Below are 19,601 nucleotides of genomic sequence, written 5' to 3' on the forward strand. Positions count from 1 at the left end.
AGTTACCGACAGCTTGTCGGAAAGCCGTTGACTTAGGTAAGCCTAACCACAGAAACTGGCCTCATGGACTCCTTCTCGACCCTCATCCGCACCGCTTCCCACGAGCAGCACGTGGAGGCGGAGACCTCGACGTTCATGAGCGATCTGCTGGGCGGCCGGCTGGGGGTGGACGCGTACGCGCGCTACACCGAGCAACTGTGGTTCGTGTACGAGGCCCTGGAGACCGGCGCGGACCGGCTGGCCCAGAACCCGGTGGCGGGCCCCTTCATCCAGCCGCGGCTGTTCCGGCTGCCCGCCCTGGAGCGGGACCTCGCCCACCTGCGGGGCCCCCACTGGCGGACGACCCTGACCGCGCTGCCCGCCACCCGGACGTACGCGGACCGGGTCGCCTGGTGCGCACGCGAGTGGCCGGCGGGCTATGTGGCCCACCACTACACCCGGTACCTCGGCGACCTCTCCGGCGGTCAGATCATCCGCGACAGGGCCGAGCGGGCCTGGGGCTTCGCGAAGAAGGGCGACGGCGTCCGGTTCTACGTCTTCGAGGGGATCGGCAACCCGGCGGCGTTCAAGCGCGGTTACCGGGAACTGCTGGACGCGATCGACGCGGACGAGCTGGAGCAGCAGCGGATCGTGACGGAGTGCAAGAAGGCGTTCGCGCTGAACACCGCCGTGTTCCGGGCCCTGGGCGAGGAGTTCCCGCTCACCGCGTGAGAGCGGGGCCGCGGCAACGCCGCGGGTCCCCCTCGCGGCGGGCGGGAGGGACCCGTGGCCGGCCGGGCCAGGGGCCCGGCGAGTTCCGATCGGAATCCGGTCAGAAGTCGAAGACTCCGGTGTGGCAGACCGCGCCCGACCACTCGAGCTCGGCGGTCTCGGCTTCGATGGAGCCCTCGTACGGGCTGCACGGGACGGCGTCGTCGGACGCGGACCGGTGGTCGAGGGCGGTGGCCGTCGCGGCGCCGGTGGCGGTCAGGGCGGCGGCCAGGACGGTCGCGGCCAGGGCAGATCGGATGCGCATGGGGCTCCTCTCGCGATGCTGAGTGGTCACGCCCATCGGTCCCCGTTCACCACCGCACGCACACGCTGTTCCACCCGTACGGGCGCTCACCGCCGGTCAGCGCTCCAGCAGGACCCGGCCCCCGATCTCCACCCACCCCTGGGGCTGAGGCGCCGTCAGGATCTGTGAGCCGCCGCCCTGCGCGATGTTCAGGGCCCGGCCCAGCCCGGCCGTGAGCAGAAGGGCGGCGGCGCCGGTCGCCTCGTCCTCGGCGATGCCGTCGCCCCGGCCGGGGAAACCCCGGGCCCGCACGCGCCCCGCCGCCTCGTCCTCCCACGCCCAGGCGTAGATCCACTCCCCGGGCGGCGGTACGGGCAGCTCGTCGACGTCCGCGGCGGTGGCGTACCGGCGCAGGGTGCGCGGCTCCGGCCACTCCGGGCGCGCCTCGATCCAGCTGAACTCCCCGTCCTGCCGGGCCCCCACCACCCCGGCGGGCGTGACGAGTTCGGGCACGTCGAGCAACCAGGCCGCGCCGACGCAGGGGTGCCCGGCGAACGGCAGGCGCGCGCCGGGCGTGTAGATGTCGATGACGCCGCGTTCGGGATCGTCCACGAACACGGTCTCGCTGAATCCGAGCTTCGCCGCGAACGCCTGCCGCTCGCTCCGCCCGGGCATGACCGAACCGTCGCGGACGACGCCCAGTTCGTTCCCGTATCCGCCGTTCGCCGCGCAGAAGACACGCAGCACGTCGTAGTCAGTCACTCCGGCATTCAAGCATCACCGGCGCGCGGCGACCCGGCCCCGTCGGCAGGCCACCGGCTCACCCCCAGGACCAGGACGACCCGGCCGTGGCCGCGGCCATGGCGGCCACCGAGGTGACAGCTTTCGCCACCCGGCCCATCTCCGCGCTCAGCGGCGGTGAACGCGCCCGGGTCGCCCTCGCCAGGGTCCTCGCGCAGCGCGCGCCGGGGACGCCCTCGTGGTCGTGCTGCACGACCTGGGGCTCGCCGCCGCCTGCGCGCACCGCGTCGCCGTGCTGCACGCGGGCCGGGTCGCGGCCGACGGGCCACCGGCGGAGGTGTTCGGCGAGCGGCTGCTCTCCGAGGTCTACGACCAGCCCGTCGAGGTGCTCCCGCACCCCCGCACCGGAGCGGTTCTGGTGGCTCCGCGACGGGACCTGTGAGGTCCAGGTCACGGTGTGGCCGCTGTACCCGGTCCGGCCGCCCGCGCGCCGGGGCGCCCCGGTAGGGTTCGCCTCCGGGAAGGGGACGGTGAAAGGACCCGATGAGCAGGGATCGCGGCCCTCGAAGGCTTCGCAGGCTGGACCGGAGTGTGCTCATGGCCGCTTCGGTGACCGCTTTGTCGCTGACGGCGAGCGGGTGCGTGGTGGTGCACGGGGAGCGGGAGGTGCTGCCGGGCGCGACCCAGGACGAGGCGGTCAAGGCGCTCCAGGACTTCACGAGCGCGTACAACAAGGCGGACAAGTCGTACGACAGTTCGCTCGACGCCGACCATGTCACCGGGCCGCTGGCCGCCATCGACGAGGCGCGGCTGAAGGCCGGTCACGTCATCAACCCGGGCGGCAACCCGAACCACTCCCCGCTGGAGTTCAGCGACGTCGAGTACACGATCCCGAAGAAGGCGGGCTGGCCCCGCTGGTTCCTCGCGGACGCCAGGGCGAACCGGGGCGGTGACGCGCGCTGGCTGCTGGTGTTCACCCGGGACGGACTGGACGACGAGTGGGAGGTGTCCTACCTGACCCTCGTGGCGCCCGGGAAGGTGCCGGAGTTCAAGAAGGACCAGGACGGCTGGGCGGAGGCCCTGCCCGTCGGCTCCGCCGAATTCGCCGTGCCGCCGGCCGAGTTGAGCGAGAAGTACGTCGCCTACCTCCAGGACGGCGGGGACGGCTTCGCGTCGGGCACACACACCAGCGGGTGGCGCCAGGAGCGGGAGAAGAACGGGGAGCGGCCGGGTCTGGTCACCCAGTACCTCGACGAGCCGCTGACCGAGGGCGACTACGCCCCGGTCGCGCTGCGCACCGCGGACGGCGGGGCGCTGGTGTTCTTCACCACGCACCACTACGAGAAGCAGACCGCCGCGGCGGGCACCTCGGTGCCGGAGCCCGGCGAGGACGTTGAGGCGCTGACGACCGGCGAGATCAAGCAGTCGCTGACGATGGAGTTCGTCTCCAACCAGGTGGCGCTGGACCCGAGAAAGGGATCCGGCACGACCGAGGACGAGGTCACCGTACTGGGCCGCATCCAGGGCCTGACCGCGGCGAAGGGCGAGTAGCGCCCGGCCGGCAGCCCTCGCCGACGTCGACCCGCCGCTCGGCTGCGGGCGCCGAGTGGCGCGGGGGCTGACTGGCACGGGGCCGGTTACCCAGGGACTCCGGGGTGGGCGTCACGTCGCGCGGGGCGCTGGGCTGAGGGTCACGGGCCCGACGGTGCAGTGCCGCGCCTCAGGGCCGGTCGTGCAGGGTCTCGGGGCCGGGCGTCAACTCGCGCGGGGCGCTGGGCTGAGGGTCAAGGGGCCGGCTGCCCGAGGACTGGGCCGGCGTCACCTCGCGCCGGGGAAGGACTGAGGGGCACGGGGCCGGTGATGCCGCGCCGCGCGCGGTCTCGCCGCCGGGCGTCGAGTGGCGCGGGGCCGGTGGCGGAGGGGCGCAAGGACTCGGGGCCGGACTGCCAGGGGTTCGGTGGCGCGGGTGGCGGGGGTTCGGTGGTGTGGGAGCCGGGGCTCTGAGAGCTCCGTAGGTCAGCGGCCGTTCAGTGACGCAGGGGCCAGGCCGTGTTCGCGTGGTCTGGTTCCGTGCCCGCGTGCCGGGCGCAGGCGTCCGTGAGCGCCTCCAGCAGGGTCAGCGGCTCGGGCAGCGGATGCTCGGGGCCGCGCAGCCAGCGCACGGACTTCTCGTCGCCGGGGAGCCGGGCCGGGGGGACGAGGACGTAGGAGCCGCGGCAGTGCCAGCGCAGGCCCGGATGCTCGTCCATCGTCTCGGGGTGGCAGTCCAGTTCGCACGGCCACCACTCGTCCTCCTCCTCGGGCGTGCCGCGGGTGAGGGTGAAGAACAGCATGCGCCCGTCGTCGCTGGTGGCGACCGGGCCGACCTCGACGCCGGAGGCGAGCAGCCGGTCCAGGGCCTCGCGGCCGGCCTCCAGCGGCACGTCGAGGACGTCGTGCGTCATGCCGGTGGCGGTGATGAAGTTGGCCTGCGGCTGGTGGCGGGCCCAGCGCTCGATCTGGGCGCGGTCGGTGGTGGACTGCGTCTGCCAGGCGAACGACACCGGATGCCGGGCGGGGGTCGGGCAGCCGACGCGGTCGCAGGAGCAGCGGTAGCCGGGTGCCGGATACGCGGCGGGCGCGAGGGGCAGCCCCGCCTCGGCGGTGGCCAGCAGCTGGGCCTCCCGGCCGCCCTCGCCGGCGGCGTCCTTCGGACGGCGTCCGCGCAGCCACTGGGAGAGTTTGCCCTGCCGGCCGGAGCGGCCGCCGAACTCCGCGCTCATCTATCCCCTCGCCTCGCCTGTCGAACGGTCACCATGCCCTATGGTCCCACCATCCTGCGCCCCAAGGTGCCGGAGTCCCCAACCGGGGCCGGGGGGAGGAGACATACTCCACACCGGCAATCACGGAAAGCCACGGTGGATCACGTGCCGTCACGGGGTGCGAGGCCGTGCAGCGCGTAGTCGACGAGGGTGTCGGTGTACTCGTAGGAGATCGGACCCGTGCGCTGCAACCAGCGCTGAGCCAGCGGGGAGACGAAGAGCTCCAGGGCGATTCGCGGGTCGACGTCGAGGCTGACCTGCCCGGCGGCCTGGGCCGCGCGCAGCCGCCGAACGTACAACTGGAGCTGCGGTTCGAGGAGCTTGGCGACGAACTCCCGCCCGAGCTGCTCGTTGACGACGCCCTCGGCGGCCAGGGCGCGGGACGGGGCTTCGAACTTGGGGTCGAGGAGTTCGTCGACGGTGGCGCGCAGGACGTACTTGAGATCGGCGGCGAGGTCGCCGGTGTCCGGGATGGTGTACTCGTCGTCCGGTCGGGCGCCCGGCCCGCCCGCCTGTTCGGCGGCCTGCTCCGCCGCCTGCGCGCCGAGGTCGAGGAAGGCCTCCAGGAGTACGTCCGCCTTGGACGACCACCACCGGTAGATCGTCTGCTTGCCCACGCCGGCGCGGGCGGCGATGCCCTCGATCGTGGTCTTCGGGTAGCCGGCCTCGGCGACCAGGGCGAGGGCGGCGTCGTAGATCGCGCGGCGTGACTTCTCACTGCGGCGGGCGGAGTCGGGAGCGGGCTTCTTCACCATGCGGCGAATCTATCAGGTTGACAAGACGGAGCGTCTCGTTTCACTCTGGATGGCGGCAACGGCGAGACGATACGTATCGTTCTAGTCGGTGGCGAGCAGGCATGACAGCTACGAACAGGGGAGACGGGCATGACCCGAGGCGGAGCCGGAAACATGCTGGGAATCGGCGGCACGCGCCAGAAGCTCGGCCGCAAGGCACTGCGCGGCGGCAACCAGGGCGGCCGCGTCGGCGGCCCTGACACCCAGGCCCGGAAACGGGAGCTGCTGCGCAAGTTCCAGGAGAAGAACGCGGGACGGTAGGGCGTCAGTGCGGCGTCACGGCGGCCAGGGGTCGCCCCAGCCGGCGTCACGGGCGGCCTTGTAGAGGTCCCCGTGGCGTTTGGTGACCGTCGTGCGGCGCAGCGCGGGCCCGGTCGCGTCGAGGCCTTCGCACAGGTCCAGCAGCACCTGGCCCTTGCGGATCTGCGGCTTGCGTACGACGCGGGAAGCGGCCGGCGCGGGGCGGAAGCGGGTCGCGGCGACGTAGCTGAACTTCTCGTCCTCGTAGGCCAGGGAGCCACCCTTGACCTGCCGGTGCAAGGAGGAACGGCTGACCCGGGCCGAGAAGTGACACCAGTCCGCGCCGGGGGCGATGGGGCAGGCGGCGCTGTGCGGGCAGGGCGCGGCAATGTGGAAGCCGGCGCCGATCAGGCGGTCCCGGGCCTCGATGACACGGGCGTAGCCGTCGGGGGTGCCGGGTTCGACGATCACGACGGCCTGGGCGGCGGCCGCGGCGGCGTCGACGAGGGCGGTGCGGTCGGGAGCGGTGAGCTCGTTCAGCACATAGGAGACGGTGACGAGATCGGTGCTCTCCACGGTGAGCGCCGCTCCGATACGGGAGCGCTGCCAGCGGGCTTCCCGCAAGGCCGGATTGGCCGCCGCGATCTCCCGGCCCAGCGCCAGCGCGGGCTCGGCCCAGTCGAGCACGGTGACCGGGCGCGTGCCCTCCCAGGTGGCGGTGACCGCCCAGGTGGCCGCCCCCGTGCCGCCCCCGACATCCACGTGCCCGCCGGGCACCCAGTCCGGCGCGGCGTCGGCGAGGGCGCCCAGCGCCGCCGAGACCGCCTCGAAGGTGGCCGGCATCCGGTACGCCGCGTACGCGGCCACGTCCGCCCGGTCCCGCAGGATCGGCGCGTCGGTCGGGGTGGCCCCCCGATAGCTCGCGATCAGCCGCTCCACGGCCTGCGTGGCCTGCCTGGGCGGCAGCCCGTCCAGGAGGCCGGCGAGGGCGGCGCGGAGCGTTTCGGAGGCGGGCAGGGGGGCGTTCACCGTGCGATTCTCTCAGGTCGCCGGCCCGCTCATACCCCCCGTACCGCCCAGGCCATCCGCGACCCCGCACGGGCCCGCGGCCTGCTGTCGGGCGGCCGGCGTCGCGGGTGGACCGTGTTGGCCAGCAGGACCAGGAACGTGTCCGTCGCCCGGTCCACGACCAGGGACGTGCCCGTGAAGCCGGTGTGGCCGGCCGCTCCCCTGCCCGCCAGCTCCCCCATGAACCACGACTGGTCCAGCGCGAACCCCAGCCCGGGCGGCGTCAGCATCAGGTCCACGAAGTCCGGGCCCAGGATGCGCGCCGGCCCGTACGAGCCGCCCGCCAGCAGCGCCCGGCAGAACACCGCCAGGTCCCGGGCGGTCGAGAACAGACCCGCGTGACCGGCGACCCCGCCCAGCGCCCACGCGTTCTCGTCGTGGACCTCGCCCCGCAGCATCCCCCGGTCCGCCTTCGCCCACGGGCGGCGCTGGTCCTCCGTCGCGGCCGCGTCCGGGCACGGGCCGAAGCGGGTCGACGTCATCCCCAGGGGCCGGGTGACGCCGTCGCGGATCAGTACGTCCAGGGGGCGGCCGGTGACACGTTCGAGGACGTGCTGCAGCAGGAGCAGGTTCAGGTCGGAGTAGCGGTACTCGCCCGGCGGGCTTGACGGGGCCTCCGCCCGGAGCCGGGCCAGGCGTTCCGCGTCCGTCGCGCAGTCGTACAGCGGCAGTTCGGGGCGCAGGCCCGACGTGTGGGTGAGCAGGGCGCGGACCGTGATGCCGTACCTGGCGGCGGCCCGGAACTCGGGGAGGTACGCGCCGACCTGCCCGTCGATGCCCAGCGTGCCGCGTTCGATCTGCTGCACCGCGGCGACGGCCGTGAAGAGCTTGGTGAGCGAGGCCAGGTCGAAGACGGTGTCGACGGTCACCGGCACGCGCGCGGAGGCCGGCAGCTCCACGCCCGCGTCCGCCTCCGGGTCGTACGCCGCGTACCGCACCGCGTGGCCCGCCGCCTCGTGCACCGCGAGCACCGGCCCCCGCCCGGCGGCGACCACGACGCCCGGCGCCCACGGGCGTTCCCCGGTCGTCAGCTGCCGGACCTCGCGGACCAGGGCACGCAGTTCGCCGGGGTCGAGGCCGGCCCGTTCCGGGGCGCCGGTGCGCAGTCTGGGTGCGCTCAGCTCTCCTCCCCCATGCTCTCGGTCGTGCGGGTGTTCCAGGGACGGCACATTCCCACGAAGCAGCCGACCGCCACCAGCGCGGCGGCCAGTTGGACGACGGCCATCGGAACGGCGGTGTGCTCACCGGCGATCCCGACGAGCGGGGAGGCGATCGCGCCGATCAGGAAGGACGACGTACCGAGCAGCGCGGACGCGGACCCGGCCGCGTGCCGTACCCGCATCAGGGCCAGTGCCTGGGTGTTGGGCAGGGTGATGCCCATCGCGCTCATCAGCACGAACAGCGCGCCGGCCACCGGCGCGAGCCCCACCTCGCCGAAGACCCCCAGCGACATCAGCAGCAGCGCGGTCGCGGCCAGCACGACGATGCCGAGGCCGGCGGCGAGGACCTTGTCCAGGCGGACCCGGCCGACCAGCACCTTGCCGTTGATCTGCCCGGCGACGACCAGCCCCACGGAGTTCAGGCCGAACAGCAGGCTGAACGTCTGCGGGGAGGCCCCGTAGATCTCCTGGACGACGAAGGGCGAGGCCGAGATGTACGCGAACAGCGCGGCGAAGGCGAAGCCGCCGGCGAGCATGAAGCCGGTGAAGGGCAGGTCGGCGAGGAGACGGCGCATGGCGTGCAGGGCCTCGCCGATGCCGCCGCCGTGCCGCTCCTCGGCCGGCAGGGTCTCCGGCAGCCGGAACCACACGACCGCGGCGAGCACCACACCGAGCGCCGCGAGCAGCACGAACACCCCCCGCCAGTCCGTCACCCGCAGCATCTGCCCGCCGATCAGCGGCGCCACGATCGGCGCGGCACCGGAGACCAGCATCAGGGTGGAGAAGAACCGGGCCATCGCGATGCCGTCGTACAGGTCGCGGACCACCGCCCGGGCGATCACGATCCCGGCCGCGCCCGCGAGCCCCTGCGCCAGCCGGAAGGCGACGAGTGTCTCGACGGTGGGCGCGAGCGCGCACAGCACGGTGGCGACGACGTACACGGCGAGTCCGGCGAGCAGCGGACGGCGGCGGCCCCAGCGGTCGCTCATCGGGCCGACGACCAGCTGCCCGAGGGCCATGCCGGCCAGGCAGGCGGTGAGCGTCAGCTGCACGGTCGCGGCGGGGGCGTGCAGCGCGCGGGTGACCTCGGGCAGCGCCGGGAGGTACATGTCCATCGCCAGCGGCGGGGTGGCGGTCAGGCCGCCGAGGACGAGCGTGACGAGCAGACCGGTGCGGCGCAGCGCACGAACGGGCGGCCGCGTGTCCGCCGCGGCCGCCTGTGACACGTCCGGTATCGGTGCCCCTTCGGGCATGTGCCCCTCCCTCTTCGAGCAGTCCGGTCCCTATGCTCTCAGTTCGAACACGGTGCCTGCTGACATCGAACGAGATCGAACGAGATCGAACGAGAACGAGGGCGGGGCGGGAATGGGCGCGGACGGCGTGCGGTGGGGGATTCTGGCGACGGGCGGGATCGCGGCGGCCTTCACGGCCGATCTGGTGGACCTGCCGGACGCCGAGGTGGTGGCGGTGGCGTCGCGGACCCCGGCGTCGGCGAAGGCGTTCGCGGAACGGTTCGGGATTGCCCGGGCGTACGGGGACTGGGAGGCGCTGGCGCACGACGAGGACGTGGACGTGGTGTACGTCGCCACTCCGCACGTGGCGCACCGGACGGCCGCCGGCCTGTGTCTGGCGGCGGGCCGGAACGTGCTGCTGGAGAAGCCGTTCACGCTGAACGTGCGTCAGGCGCAGGAGCTGGTCGCGCTGGCGCGCGAGCGGGGCCGCTTCCTGATGGAGGCGATGTGGATGTACTGCAGTCCGCTGATGCGGCGGCTGAAGGCGCTGGTGGACGACGGGGCGATCGGTGAGGTCCGCAGTGTGCAGGCGGACTTCGGGCTGTCCGGGCCCTTCCCTCCCGCGCACCGGCTGCGGGACCCGCAGCAGGGCGGGGGTGCGTTGCTGGACCTCGGTGTGTATCCGGTGTCGTTCGCGCATCTGCTGCTCGGGGAGCCGTCGGACATCGTGGCGAGAGCGGTGCTCTCCGACGAGGGCGTCGATCTCCAGACGGGAGCGCTGCTCTCCTGGGAGAGCGGCGCTCTGGCGTCGGTGCACTGCTCCATCGTCGGCGGTACGCCCGTGGCGGCGTCGGTCGCCGGCAGCCGCGGCCGGATCGACATCCCGTACGGCTTCTTCAACCCCGAGCGATTCGTCCTGCACCGCGACGGCCGGGACCCCGAGGAGTTCGCCCACGACCCGGCCTCCGGCGCCGCGCACAACAGCCTCAAGCACGAGGCCCGCGAGGTGATGCGAGCCCTGCGCGCCGGTGAGACCGAGTCGCCGCTCGTCCCGCTCGACGGCACCCTCGCCGTGATGCGGACGCTCGACGCGATCCGGGACCGCATCGGCGTCCGCTACCCGGGCGAGGCCCCCGAGGCGGACCCCACGGCGGAACTCACACCGGCCTGAGCCCCTGCTCCCCCACCTCGGTCACGAAGGACGCGGCCGTCGTGACCGGCGCCCCCGGGGTGGTCACGTACGGCACCGTCCGGAAGTCGGCCCGGGCCTGTTCCCGGCCCAGCGCGACCGTCACGTAGCCGCGCCGCCCGTTGTAGAACCTCATGTGCGGGTTGGCGGTCATGTACGTGTCCCAGTTGGCCGGCTTGTCGGCGCCGTCCCGGCCGCTGGCGATCGAGGTGGCGACGATCTCGGTGCCGAGCGTGCGCGACGCCGGGTCGTCGAAGTCGTCCTTGATGTCGAAGGCGTAGCCGACGTGCACGTCACCGGTGAGCACCATCAGGTTCTCCACGCCGGCCGCCTTCGCGCCGTCCAGCACCCGGCGGCGCGAGGCGCGGTAGCCGTCCCAGGCGTCCATGGACACCCGCGAGGGCTCCGTCAGGTCGAACTTCCGCTGGGAGAAGGTGACCTGCTGCGGTACGACGTTCCACAGCGCGCGCGAGCGGCGCCAGCCGTCGAGCAGCCAGCGCTCCTGCGTCGCGCCGGTCATCGTGCGCGCCGGGTCGTCGACGTCGGGTCCCGGCACGTCGGAGCCGTCCCCGTAGGCCTGGTCGGAGCGGTACTGCCGGGTGTCGAGCACGTCGAACTGGGCGAGCCGGCCCCACCCCAGCCGCCGGTACAGCTGCATGTCCGGGCCCTCGGGCCGCTGCGGCAGCCGCAGCGGCTGGTTCTCCCAGTAGGCGCGGTAGGCGGAGGCCCGGCGCAGCAGGAACTCCTCCGGCGGTACGGAGTTCTCGGGGATGTCCCCGGCGTAGTTGTTCTCGGTCTCGTGGTCGTCCCAGGTGACGACGAAGGGGTGCGCGGCATGGGCGGCGCGCAGGTCGGGGTCGGACCTGTAGAGGGCGTACCGCAGGCGGTAGTCCTCCAGCGTCACGGTCTCGCGGTTGAACAGGCCGGGCAGGGTCCGGTCGGTGTACTTGCGCTGCCCGCCGACCGCGTCGACGGCGTACTCGTACAGATAGTCCCCGAGGTGGAAGACCACGTCGACGTCGTCCTGGGCGAGATGGCCGTACGCCGTGAAGTAGCCGTCGTGGTACGCCTGGCAGGAGACGGCGGCCAGGGTGAGCCCCGAGACCCGGTCATGGGGGGCGGGGGCGGTGCGGGTGCGGCCGGCCGGACTGACCCACCGGCCGGCGCGGAAGCGGTAGAAGTAGACGCGGCCGGGCTCCAGGTGGCCCACCTCGACATGCACGGTGTGGTGGAACTCGGGGTGCGCGAGGGTGGTGCCGCGTCTGACCGGGCGGCGGAAGTTCTCGTCGCGGGCCAGCTCCCAGTGCACGGTGACGCGTTCGGCGGGCAGGCCGCTGTCGGGCTGGAAGGGGACGGGGGCCAGCCGGGTCCACAGCAGGACCGAGGTGGGCTGCGGGTCGCCGGAGGCGACGCCGAGCGTGAAGGGGTCGTCCGTGAGCTGCGCGGCGTCGAGCTCGGCGGCGCCGGCGACCCCGGCGGTGGGCAGGTTGACGGCGAAGGCGAGTGCGGCGGCGGCGCCGGTGGCGGTGAGGAAGCGGCGGCGGCCGATGTGCCGGGCCGCGGCGCGTAGTTCGGGGGCGTGCTGGGGCTGACGGGCTGCGGGTGTCATCCGGTTCTCCCCTGACGATCCTGCGGATGCGTGCAGGTGGCATTCGAGTGGCCCGGGACAACAACGGCTTGGCGCGTACACAACACTCGCATGGCGGACTCATGAGTTCCGGATGGCGGACCGTCTCCTACCCTTCAGGGCTATGAATGCCAAGCAAACTGCCGAACGGCAGTCGAGGATCGCGGTCGTGACCGGTGCGGGCTCCGGGGTCGGCCGGGCGGTCACGGAGGAGCTGCTGCGCGCCGGCTGGTCGGTCGCGCTGGCGGGCCGCCGGGAGGAGACGCTCCGGGAGACGGGGGCCCTGGTGCCCGGAGGCTCCTGGATGGCCCTGCCCACGGACGTGTCGCGGGAGCAGGACGTGAACGCGCTGTTCGCGGCGACCGTCGAGCGGTTCGGGCGGGTGGACCTGCTGTTCAACAACGCGGGGACGTTCGGGCCCGGCGGGGTGCCGGTGGAGGAACTGGCCTACGACGCCTGGCGGCACGTGGTGGACACGAACCTCAACGGGGCGTTCCTGTGCGCCCGGGCGGCGTACCGGCAGATGAAGGAGCAGGACCCGCAGGGCGGCCGGATCATCAACAACGGCTCGATCTCGGCGCACGCGCCGCGCCCGCACTCCGCCGCCTACACCGCCACCAAGCACGCCCTGACCGGCCTGACCAAGGCGCTGTCCCTGGACGGGCGGCCGTACCGGATCGCGGTCGGGCAGATCGATATCGGCAACGCGGCGACCGACATGACGAAGGCCATGAAGAGCGGCGCCCTGCAGGCGAATGGCGACGTGGTGCCGGAGCCGGTGATGGACGTGGCCGACGTGGCGCGCACGGTGCGGCACATGGCGGAGCTGCCGCTGGAGGCGAACGTGCAGTTCGCGACGGTGCTGGCGACGACGATGCCGTACGTGGGGCGCGGCTGACCGCCGGACAGGAAAAGGTGAACGGTCAACCTGCACAAGCGGAGTTTGACCGTCCGCCCCATAGCCGCCGGTGGCAAGCTTATGCTCGACTCTCCTCCACAGGAACTCCACACAGGGACTTCACACTTGGAGCAGCCGGCTCCCGTCAGCCACAGCCAGGGGGAGGGCGGCAGCCGTTCCACGGCGACCGGAGGGGGGACCTCGCGCGGGACCGCGGGGGACGGACCGGCCGGCGAGGAACGGCTGCCGCGTTCACGGCGCCGCCCGGCCGTCCGCTCCTGACGCTCAGGCCTGTCCGGTCTCGAACCGGGTGATCCTGCCGTCGTCGCCGACGCTGAACGTCCAGCGCGTGCGCATCTCGCCCCAGGTGTCGTTGCGGTAGCGGGCGATGAGGGAACGGCCGCCCTTGGACTCGTTGTCGACATCCATGTGGCCGTTGGAGGAGAAGATCTCCCTGTCGATCCAATCGGCGAGGTCACGGTCCGTGCCGTCGTCGGCCATGGTGGCGCCGGGTGCGAGGAGGGTCATGAAGCCCTCGCGGTCGTGGGAGTTGACAGCGGCGACGAAGGCGCGGACCGCCGGATCGCTCAGTTTGGCCGTCTGAATCGTCATGCACGCCACCCTCACACCGGCCCCGGCACCCCGCCACCCGAACGGCTGCCAGGGAGGGCCGGGTGGGTGGCGGGCTGCGAGGCTGGGGTGGAGTCCACTTCTGCACCGGGAGACATCGTGACGTGCTACGACCGACGTGATCTGGGTCTGCTCCTGCTCCGGCTGGGCACCGGCGGGGTACTGGCCGCACACGGCGCGCAGAAGCTGTTCGGCTGGTTCGGCGGGGCCGGGCTCGAGGGCACCGGCCAGTTCATGGAGTCCGTCGGGTACCGGCCCGGCAAACTGAGCGCCACCATGTCCGGACTGGCGGAGTGGGGTGGCGGCACCCTGCTGGCGCTGGGGCTGGCCACCCCGGCGGCGGGCGCCGCGGCGGCCGGCGGGATGGCGGGCGCGTGCGCGGTGCACGCCCCGAACGGCTTCTTCAACCAGGAGGGCGGCTACGAGCACCCCGCCACCCTCGGCCTGGCCGCGACGAGCCTCGCCCTCGCCGGCCCCGGCCGCCTCTCCCTCGACCATGTCCTCGGCGACCGCCTGAACCGCGGCTGGATGGTCCCGGCCGCCCTCGGCGTGGCGGCGGCCGGCACGGCGGTGGTGGTGGGCACGCGGAACAAGCGGGTCCGGCAGGAGGCGCAACTGGGCGGCCAGGAGCCGCTGTTCGAGGAGTAGCCCCGCAGAGCCCCGCCAGGCGCAACCGGGCGCCAGGGACCCGTCGTTCGAGCAACAACCCGGTCTCCCGCGCGGCCACGTGCCCGCTACGTCCCGACGATCCCCGCGTCATGGGCCAGCAGTCCCGCCTGGGTGCGGTTGACGCAGCCCAGCTTCTCCAGTGTGCGCGAGACATACCCCTTCACGGTGGCCTCCGACAGGTGGAGGCGGGCCGCGATCCGCGCGTTGGACAGCCCCTCGCCCAGACCCACCAGGACCTGCACCTCGCGTTCGGTGAGGGCCGCGACCAGTTCGCGGGCGCGGTCGCTGGCCGACAGGCTGTCCGTGGAGGCGGCGACCAGCCGGCGGGCGGCGGACGGTGAGAGGACCGTGTGCCCCTGCGCGGCCGTGCGGACCAGGCCGATGAGCTCCTCGGGCGGGGTGGACTTGACCAGGAAGCCGGTCGCGCCGGCCCGCAGGGCGCGCAGCACGTACTGATCGGCGTCGAAGGTCGTCAGCACCACGATGTGCGGCGCGTCCGGGAGCCTGACCACGTGCTCGATCGCGGTCAGGCCGTCCATGCCGGGCATGCGCAGGTCCATCAGGACGACGTCCGGGCGGCCGCGGCGGACCGCCTCGACGCCCGCCGCCCCGTCGTGCGCCTCGCCGACGACCTCGATGTCCGCGGCCGAGCCGAGGATGGTGCGCAGGAACACGCACACCATGGGCTCGTCGTCGACCACCACCACACGGACCACGCTCACACCGCCGATTCCGGGGTCGGGACGTAGGACGGCAGCGTCGCCTCGACGCCGAACCCGCCGTCGGGCCGGGGTCCGGCGCGCAGCGTCCCGTGCAGCAGCTCGATGCGCTGCCGCAGCTGGGCGATGCCCAGACCGGAGCCGGTGCCGGTGAGGGCGCTGTCCGGTCCGGCGGTGGGCGGCGTGCTGTGGACGGTGAGCCGCACCCGCGTGGCGTCGTACTCCACCCGTACGGTCACCTCGGCGCCGGGCGCGTGCTTGCGCACGTTGGTCAGCGCCTCCCGCAGCACCCGGTACGCGGTGCGGCCCACCACCGGGGAGGCGAGCGCCGGGTCGCCGGACTCGATCAGCTCGGTGGGCGTCCCGACCGCGCGCGATTCCGCTACGAGGTCGGGGAAGCCGGTCACGGAGGGCGTTCGGTCGCCGTCGGGAGCGGTGCGCAGGATGCCCACCAGATCCCGCAGTTCGTCCAGCGCCTGGCAGCCCGCGGCGCGCAGTTCCTCCGCCGCCCGCCGGGTCGGCTCGTCCGGCGCGGTCACCCGTAGCGCCCCGGCCTGGAGCACCATGAGGCTCACCCGGTGGGTGACGACGTCGTGCATCTCGGCGGCGAGCCGGGCGCGTTCCTCGGCGCGGGCCTGCTCCGCCAGCAGATGGCGTTCCCTTTCGGCACGCTCGGCGCGTTCGACGAGGGCGCGGACCATCCGCCGCCGGGCGTCGAAGTACAGCGCGAGCAGCGGCCCGACCGCGGTGCGCAGCAGCCCGATCGTCATGACGGTGAAGGACGGCTCCCAGGGCCGCATGACCACGAGCGTGAAGGCGGCGAGCGCGAGGTACGCCGTCCTGCGCTCGCGCCGGTGGAACAGCGGACCGTAGGCGGCGAGCACCGTCGAGTGGGGCGCCCAGACGTTGCCCTCGTGGGCGGGGGTCAGCACGCCGGCCGGTGCGATGAGCAGCGTCACCGTCAGCGTGAACAGGCCGAGCACAGCGACGACGGTGAGCGGGGCGATCCGGCGCAGGGCCAGGGAGGCGCAGGCGAGCGCCTGCGCCCCGAGCAGGATCCAGGCGAGCGGGTCCGGGCGGTCCGGCCACCAGCTGCCCCCGGCCAGGGTCACGCCGGTGTCGACGACGGCGAAGGCGACCGCGATCGCCACGTCCACCGCAAGCCGGTGCCGGCGGAGCCACGGCCCGCTCCTCGCGCCGCTCACGGTAGGGCAATCCACCACGGCCCCCTCCCCGCGCCCGTAACACCGCAAACCCTTACCGCCGACGCACCCTACGAAAGTCGTGTGCGGCCCCGTCGTTCGTCGCTCCCGGAACCGACCGCTCGCCCTGCCGCGCCCCATGTCCCCTGCCCTGCAATGGAGTTATGGACGCGACAGACGGCAACCACGTCACCACGATCCCCCGGCTCGGCCGGTACACGATCGACACCGGCCGCTCTTCCCTCACCTTCGGCACCAGGCATCTCTTCAACCTCCTGCCGGTACGCGGCACCTTCACCCTCCGCGCCGGCACGGCCGACGTCGCCGAACCGCTCGCCGAGTCGAGCGTGCGCGCCGAGATCGACGCGGCCGGCTTCCGCACCGGCAACGCGGTCCGGGACGCCGCCGTGCGGTCGCAGCGGTTCCTCCATGCCGAACGCCACCCCGTCATCACGTTCGTCTCCGATCACGTGAGCCCCACCGCCGTCTCCGGACAGCTCACCGTCCGCGCGGTGACCAGGCCGGTGCGGCTGACGGTCGTGCGCTGCGAGCTTCTCGGCGACGCGTTCACCGTGCGCGCCACCACCTCGGTCGACCGCACCGATTTCGGTGTCACCGGTTCCCGGCTGATGACCGGGCGGGTTCTGGACCTGACGCTGGAGGTCACGTGTGTTCGCGCCGACCCGAACGCCCCTGGGCACCCGGGCGTTTGACCCGGGGCCACCGGTTCACCGCCCGGTGGTTCCTCACGGGGACGGCGGCCGGCGGTTCCCGCTGCCGTACGACGCGGCCCCCGGCCAGCGGTGGCGGGCCAGGTGGCCCCGGGGCACCCTGGAAAGGAGTCGTGAGCGTCGCGGCGGGCCTCCCGCACGGCGGGTCCCCGCGCGCCCCGAGGAGGCGGGTTGGACATGACGGAGACGACCGGTACGGCGGTACGCGCAGGCGGGGCCGCCCGCGGCGGCGGGACGGAGCCCGGCGCCCGGGGCAGGACCACCATCGCGGACGACGTCGTGGCGAAGATCGCCGGGATGGCCGCGCGTGAGGTGCCCGGCGTGCACGCCCTGGGCGGCGGCCTCGCCCGCACCATGGGCGCGGTGAGCGAACGGGTACCCGGGCGACGGCCCGGCGTCACACGAGGCGTCAAGGTGGAGGTCGGGGAACGGCAGAGCGCCGTGGACCTCGACCTCGTCGTCGAGTACGGGCTGGCCATCCCCGACGTCGCCTCCGACGTCCGCGAGAACGTCATCGCGTCGATCGAGCGGATGACCGGCCTGGAGGTCGTCGAGGTCAACATCGCCGTCGACGACGTCCACCTCCCCGACGAGGAGGACGAGCAGCCCGCGGCGGGGCGGGTGCAGTAGCCACCCGCCTCCGCGCACCGGCTCGGACCACCGGCCGGCGACGCGGACCGCGGATCCGTCAGACGGGCCGGCCCCGCAGACCGCAGATCCAGGCGAGGGCGTCGTAGACGCCCCGGAAGTAGTCGCGGTTGCCCGCCGGCGCAGTGGGGTCCTCCAGCCGTACGGCGGTGGCGTCGGCCTCCGCCGTCAGCAGTTGCAGGTCCGGCACGTCTCCGGCGCCCACGCCGGTGATCGGCGAGCGGGCGGTACGCCCCAGCGCCCACTCCAGGGCCACCGCCTCCCCCGCGGAGAACTGCGCACTGTCCCCGCGCCGGGCCACCAGCCCGCTGAGCGCCGAGTCGACCTCGCCGTACGTGCGGATGCCGATCCGCTGCTCCGGCCGCGTCGTTCCGGTCACCTGCTCCATCGCATCCTCCTCGCTCGTCGCCGGCACCGGGCACCTCACCCCGCGTCTCCCTCTTTCGTCTTCCCGCACTCCCGCAAGCCGAACGCCGGGGTCGGCCCCCGCCGGTGAGCCCGCGCCACGGTCGGCTGGGGCCGGTGCTGCCCGCCCACCGGCGTGCCCAGGGGCGGCGATGCTGTACCGCTCCCCCTGCCATGACATACGGAACCCCCGTCAGCCGGCGGAGTGCTCGACCCGCAACCGCACCTGCTCCTCCAGACGGGCCAGACTCGTGTCCAGGGCGCTGCTCACGGCCTCCTCGCCCGGGTCATGGCTGTCGTCGAAGAACGACAGGTGCACCGTCACCTCACTGGCCCCGGCACCGATCCCGGCAACCTGAAGCCACCCGGCGTAGCTCCCCTGCTCACGGGTGCCCCACTCCAGCCGCATCTGGTCCGGCCGGGCCCGCAACAGGGCGGCGGTGTCCTCGTCCGTCCGGTCCTCGTGCACGGTGACGGCGGGCAGCTCCTCGGCCTCCACGTGCAGCTCGGCGGGCATCCAGCTGTCCAGCCGCCCCACGTCGGCGGCCTCGTCGAAGACCTGCTCCGGCTGCGCGGGCATGGTGCGTGAACGTTCGTACTCGGTCATGGCGTACCGTCCCTCGGCGCGGTCTCGTACGACGGAAGTCACCGGGTACCCGGCGGCCCGGCCGGCCAACCGACATCCCCCACGGAGACCTCGTCGCCCTCGCCCTCGATGCCTGGCTCCGAGCAAAGGGCTACCTGCCCGAGCTGAAGCCGCCCGCGGCAGAAGCGCCGTGACCGGGACAGCCTGACAACTGGGGCGGGCGGGTCAGCTCTCGTGGGAGTCGCGCGAGGGAAACGTGCTGGTGTCGATCGTCACGCGCTCCCCGGTGGCCAGAGTGAAGGCGACCGGGCTGCCGTACGGGATCTCCACGGTCCGCCCGTACCCGGAGGCGTGCGGCTCGGTCATGAGCGTGACCGCCTTCTTGAAGGGGTCGGCGATCAAGTAGACGTCGATGCCGTAACGCCCGTACTTGCGGACGTTACGCACGTAGTCCTTCTCATCGTCCGGCTCGGAGGGGACCTCGACGACCGCGAGCACGTCGACGCACGAGTAGCCGTTCTTCCGACGTTCAGCGTCGAAACCGATGACTGTCAGGTCGGGGGCCGCATCGTTCTCCCCGGGGAAGGTGATAAGGACGTCTCCGAAAACCCGCTCGCGGGCAATGCCCGCAGTCTTGACCGCGTCCTTGACGTCGGAGACGGTCCAGTCCTGCTCCGGACTCTGCGGCGTCATGATCACTCTTCCGTCGAAGACCTCGATCTGGTATCCCTCGGGGACAGCGCCCCGCTCGATCAGATCACTCATGACGCTCATGGCGGCTCACCTCCTGCGGGCATTATGACCGACGGGGAGCGATGCGGGCTCGGATCTCCTGAGCAACCCTCGTCCTTTCACCGAACTGCGTTTCATCACCCTCCGCGCAGTCCCGGCCACGCTTGCGGGTACGGGCATCCGTCAAGGAGAGGCGGCGCGACGGCCTCGCATCCTTCCGACGGGGCCCGGACCGGCTACTGGCCCTCGCGCATCTGACCGTGGCGAACACCGCCCTGAAGCGGCAGGTGATGAACGCCTTCCCGGCAGCCAAGGAGCGGCTCGCGGTGCGTCAGCGGTCCGAGGTCAGGTGGGCGGCGGTGCCGCCGGAGCGGCGGCCGCGTGAACCCGGACATCGGTCCGCTCTGTCCCGGACCGTCTGACGAGTCATGCAGGTCGCCGTGGTTCCGGCAGACTTGCGTGCTGCCGAGCAGTCATCGCCGTCGCTGCACCCTCACGCATTGCGGGCTCGAGCGCATCGGCCGGCTGCAGGAGC

The 19,601-nt window shown here is 73.1% G+C and carries 23 protein-coding genes and 2 pseudogenes; 11 read left to right on the forward strand and 14 right to left on the reverse strand.

What is annotated here, in order from left to right; translation table 11 throughout:
• Positions 1–63 precede the first annotated feature (63 nt).
• Positions 64–711: a heme oxygenase (biliverdin-producing) gene (locus ACIHCM_RS01750; protein ID WP_399887696.1), complete on the forward strand. Its 648-nt coding sequence runs from the start codon at positions 64–66 to the stop codon at positions 709–711.
• A 100-nt stretch (positions 712–811) separates the two neighbouring features.
• Here ACIHCM_RS01750 and ACIHCM_RS01755 read toward each other — a convergent pair whose 3' ends face one another.
• Both ACIHCM_RS01755 and ACIHCM_RS01760 read right to left on the reverse strand, forming a co-directional pair.
• The gene (locus tag ACIHCM_RS01755; RefSeq protein ID WP_399887698.1) at positions 812–1,015 is read right to left on the reverse strand and encodes a hypothetical protein; all 204 of its coding nucleotides are present in this window, start codon (positions 1,013–1,015) and stop codon (positions 812–814) included.
• Between the two features lie 96 nt (positions 1,016–1,111).
• Positions 1,112–1,756, reverse strand: coding sequence for a PhzF family phenazine biosynthesis protein (locus ACIHCM_RS01760; protein WP_399887700.1), 645 nt, complete (start codon positions 1,754–1,756; stop codon positions 1,112–1,114).
• 41 nt (positions 1,757–1,797) lie between these two features.
• Here ACIHCM_RS01760 and ACIHCM_RS01765 point away from each other — a divergent pair.
• From ACIHCM_RS01765 to ACIHCM_RS01775, 3 genes and pseudogenes are all read left to right on the forward strand, one after another.
• Positions 1,798–2,177 (forward strand): annotated as a pseudogene (locus tag ACIHCM_RS01765) (hemin ABC transporter ATP-binding protein); the annotation flags it as partial.
• Position 2,178: 1 nt separating this feature from the next.
• Positions 2,179–2,316, forward strand: a pseudogene (locus tag ACIHCM_RS01770) (iron transporter); the annotation flags it as partial.
• Positions 2,279–3,286 carry a hypothetical protein gene (locus ACIHCM_RS01775; protein ID WP_399887702.1) on the forward strand — a complete coding sequence of 336 codons (1,008 nt, stop codon included), beginning with the start codon at positions 2,279–2,281 and terminating at the stop codon, positions 3,284–3,286. The pseudogene ACIHCM_RS01770 and the gene ACIHCM_RS01775, both read left to right, overlap by 38 nt.
• 476 nt (positions 3,287–3,762) lie before the next feature.
• On the opposite strand, the gene ACIHCM_RS01780 is transcribed toward ACIHCM_RS01775, so the two are convergent.
• Both ACIHCM_RS01780 and ACIHCM_RS01785 read right to left on the reverse strand, forming a co-directional pair.
• Positions 3,763–4,497, reverse strand: coding sequence for a bifunctional DNA primase/polymerase (locus ACIHCM_RS01780; RefSeq protein ID WP_399887704.1), 735 nt, complete (start codon positions 4,495–4,497; stop codon positions 3,763–3,765).
• Between the two features lie 140 nt (positions 4,498–4,637).
• A complete protein-coding gene (locus tag ACIHCM_RS01785; protein ID WP_399887706.1) occupies positions 4,638–5,291 on the reverse strand; it encodes a TetR/AcrR family transcriptional regulator in 654 nt (217 codons plus the stop codon).
• 129 nt (positions 5,292–5,420) lie between these two features.
• Between ACIHCM_RS01785 and ACIHCM_RS01790 the strand changes: the two genes are divergently transcribed.
• Positions 5,421–5,591 carry a DUF6243 family protein gene (locus ACIHCM_RS01790; protein WP_399887708.1) on the forward strand — a complete coding sequence of 57 codons (171 nt, stop codon included), beginning with the start codon at positions 5,421–5,423 and terminating at the stop codon, positions 5,589–5,591.
• Positions 5,592–5,606: 15 nt separating this feature from the next.
• On the opposite strand, the gene ACIHCM_RS01795 is transcribed toward ACIHCM_RS01790, so the two are convergent.
• Genes ACIHCM_RS01795 through ACIHCM_RS01805 form a run of 3 tightly spaced genes read right to left on the reverse strand, consistent with a single transcriptional unit; the run spans position 5,607 to position 9,051 of the window.
• The gene (locus ACIHCM_RS01795) at positions 5,607–6,599 is read right to left on the reverse strand and encodes a small ribosomal subunit Rsm22 family protein (protein ID WP_399887710.1); all 993 of its coding nucleotides are present in this window, start codon (positions 6,597–6,599) and stop codon (positions 5,607–5,609) included.
• A 29-nt stretch (positions 6,600–6,628) separates the two neighbouring features.
• A complete protein-coding gene (locus tag ACIHCM_RS01800) occupies positions 6,629–7,807 on the reverse strand; it encodes a serine hydrolase domain-containing protein (RefSeq protein WP_399887712.1) in 1,179 nt (392 codons plus the stop codon).
• Complete coding sequence (locus ACIHCM_RS01805) at positions 7,756–9,051, reverse strand: multidrug effflux MFS transporter (protein WP_399887714.1); 1,296 nt, start codon at positions 9,049–9,051, stop codon at positions 7,756–7,758. Before ACIHCM_RS01805 ends, ACIHCM_RS01800 begins: the two co-directional genes overlap by 52 nt.
• A 112-nt stretch (positions 9,052–9,163) precedes the next feature.
• On the opposite strand from ACIHCM_RS01805, the gene ACIHCM_RS01810 reads away from it, so the two are divergent.
• Positions 9,164–10,201 (forward strand): Gfo/Idh/MocA family protein, encoded by a 1,038-nt coding sequence (locus ACIHCM_RS01810; RefSeq protein WP_399887716.1) that lies wholly within the window; start codon positions 9,164–9,166, stop codon positions 10,199–10,201.
• Here ACIHCM_RS01810 and ACIHCM_RS01815 read toward each other — a convergent pair.
• Positions 10,188–11,828: an alkaline phosphatase D family protein gene (locus ACIHCM_RS01815; RefSeq protein ID WP_399887718.1), complete on the reverse strand. Its 1,641-nt coding sequence runs from the start codon at positions 11,826–11,828 to the stop codon at positions 10,188–10,190. The genes ACIHCM_RS01810 and ACIHCM_RS01815 overlap by 14 nt on opposite strands.
• Positions 11,829–11,970: 142 nt before the next feature.
• On the opposite strand from ACIHCM_RS01815, the gene ACIHCM_RS01820 reads away from it, so the two are divergent.
• The gene (locus tag ACIHCM_RS01820; protein ID WP_399887720.1) at positions 11,971–12,744 is read left to right on the forward strand and encodes an SDR family oxidoreductase; all 774 of its coding nucleotides are present in this window, start codon (positions 11,971–11,973) and stop codon (positions 12,742–12,744) included.
• Between the two features lie 285 nt (positions 12,745–13,029).
• On the opposite strand, the gene ACIHCM_RS01825 is transcribed toward ACIHCM_RS01820, so the two are convergent.
• Positions 13,030–13,356: a nuclear transport factor 2 family protein gene (locus ACIHCM_RS01825; RefSeq protein ID WP_399887722.1), complete on the reverse strand. Its 327-nt coding sequence runs from the start codon at positions 13,354–13,356 to the stop codon at positions 13,030–13,032.
• A gap of 117 nt (positions 13,357–13,473) precedes the next feature.
• Between ACIHCM_RS01825 and ACIHCM_RS01830 the strand changes: the two genes are divergently transcribed.
• Positions 13,474–14,022, forward strand: coding sequence for a DoxX family protein (locus ACIHCM_RS01830; protein ID WP_399887724.1), 549 nt, complete (start codon positions 13,474–13,476; stop codon positions 14,020–14,022).
• A gap of 86 nt (positions 14,023–14,108) precedes the next feature.
• On the opposite strand, the gene ACIHCM_RS01835 is transcribed toward ACIHCM_RS01830, so the two are convergent.
• Positions 14,109–14,759: a response regulator gene (locus ACIHCM_RS01835; RefSeq protein WP_399888691.1), complete on the reverse strand. Its 651-nt coding sequence runs from the start codon at positions 14,757–14,759 to the stop codon at positions 14,109–14,111.
• A 2-nt stretch (positions 14,760–14,761) separates the two neighbouring features.
• Entirely contained in the window at positions 14,762–15,967 is a 1,206-nt protein-coding gene (locus ACIHCM_RS01840) for a sensor histidine kinase (protein ID WP_399887726.1), read from the reverse strand.
• A 161-nt stretch (positions 15,968–16,128) separates the two neighbouring features.
• Between ACIHCM_RS01840 and ACIHCM_RS01845 the strand changes: the two genes are divergently transcribed.
• Positions 16,129–16,677 carry a YceI family protein gene (locus ACIHCM_RS01845; protein ID WP_399887728.1) on the forward strand — a complete coding sequence of 183 codons (549 nt, stop codon included), beginning with the start codon at positions 16,129–16,131 and terminating at the stop codon, positions 16,675–16,677.
• Positions 16,678–16,872: 195 nt separating this feature from the next.
• Positions 16,873–17,325, forward strand: a complete 453-nt coding sequence (locus ACIHCM_RS01850; RefSeq protein ID WP_399887730.1) for an Asp23/Gls24 family envelope stress response protein — start codon at positions 16,873–16,875, stop codon at positions 17,323–17,325.
• Between the two features lie 58 nt (positions 17,326–17,383).
• Here the strand turns inward: ACIHCM_RS01850 and ACIHCM_RS01855 are convergent, their stop codons facing one another.
• The 3 genes from ACIHCM_RS01855 to ACIHCM_RS01865 all read right to left on the reverse strand — a co-directional run bounded on the left by ACIHCM_RS01855 (position 17,384) and on the right by ACIHCM_RS01865 (position 19,108).
• The gene (locus ACIHCM_RS01855; RefSeq protein WP_399887732.1) at positions 17,384–17,731 is read right to left on the reverse strand and encodes a hypothetical protein; all 348 of its coding nucleotides are present in this window, start codon (positions 17,729–17,731) and stop codon (positions 17,384–17,386) included.
• A 210-nt stretch (positions 17,732–17,941) separates the two neighbouring features.
• Positions 17,942–18,355 (reverse strand): SRPBCC family protein, encoded by a 414-nt coding sequence (locus tag ACIHCM_RS01860; RefSeq protein ID WP_399887734.1) that lies wholly within the window; start codon positions 18,353–18,355, stop codon positions 17,942–17,944.
• A gap of 204 nt (positions 18,356–18,559) precedes the next feature.
• Positions 18,560–19,108 (reverse strand): Uma2 family endonuclease, encoded by a 549-nt coding sequence (locus tag ACIHCM_RS01865; protein WP_399887737.1) that lies wholly within the window; start codon positions 19,106–19,108, stop codon positions 18,560–18,562.
• A gap of 218 nt (positions 19,109–19,326) precedes the next feature.
• Between ACIHCM_RS01865 and ACIHCM_RS01870 the strand changes: the two genes are divergently transcribed.
• Entirely contained in the window at positions 19,327–19,488 is a 162-nt protein-coding gene (locus tag ACIHCM_RS01870; protein WP_399887739.1) for a hypothetical protein, read from the forward strand.
• Positions 19,489–19,601 lie beyond the last annotated feature (113 nt).

The sequence above is a fragment of the Streptomyces sp. NPDC052023 genome (assembly GCF_044548465.1).
In the GTDB taxonomy this organism is placed as follows: domain Bacteria; phylum Actinomycetota; class Actinomycetes; order Streptomycetales; family Streptomycetaceae; genus Streptomyces.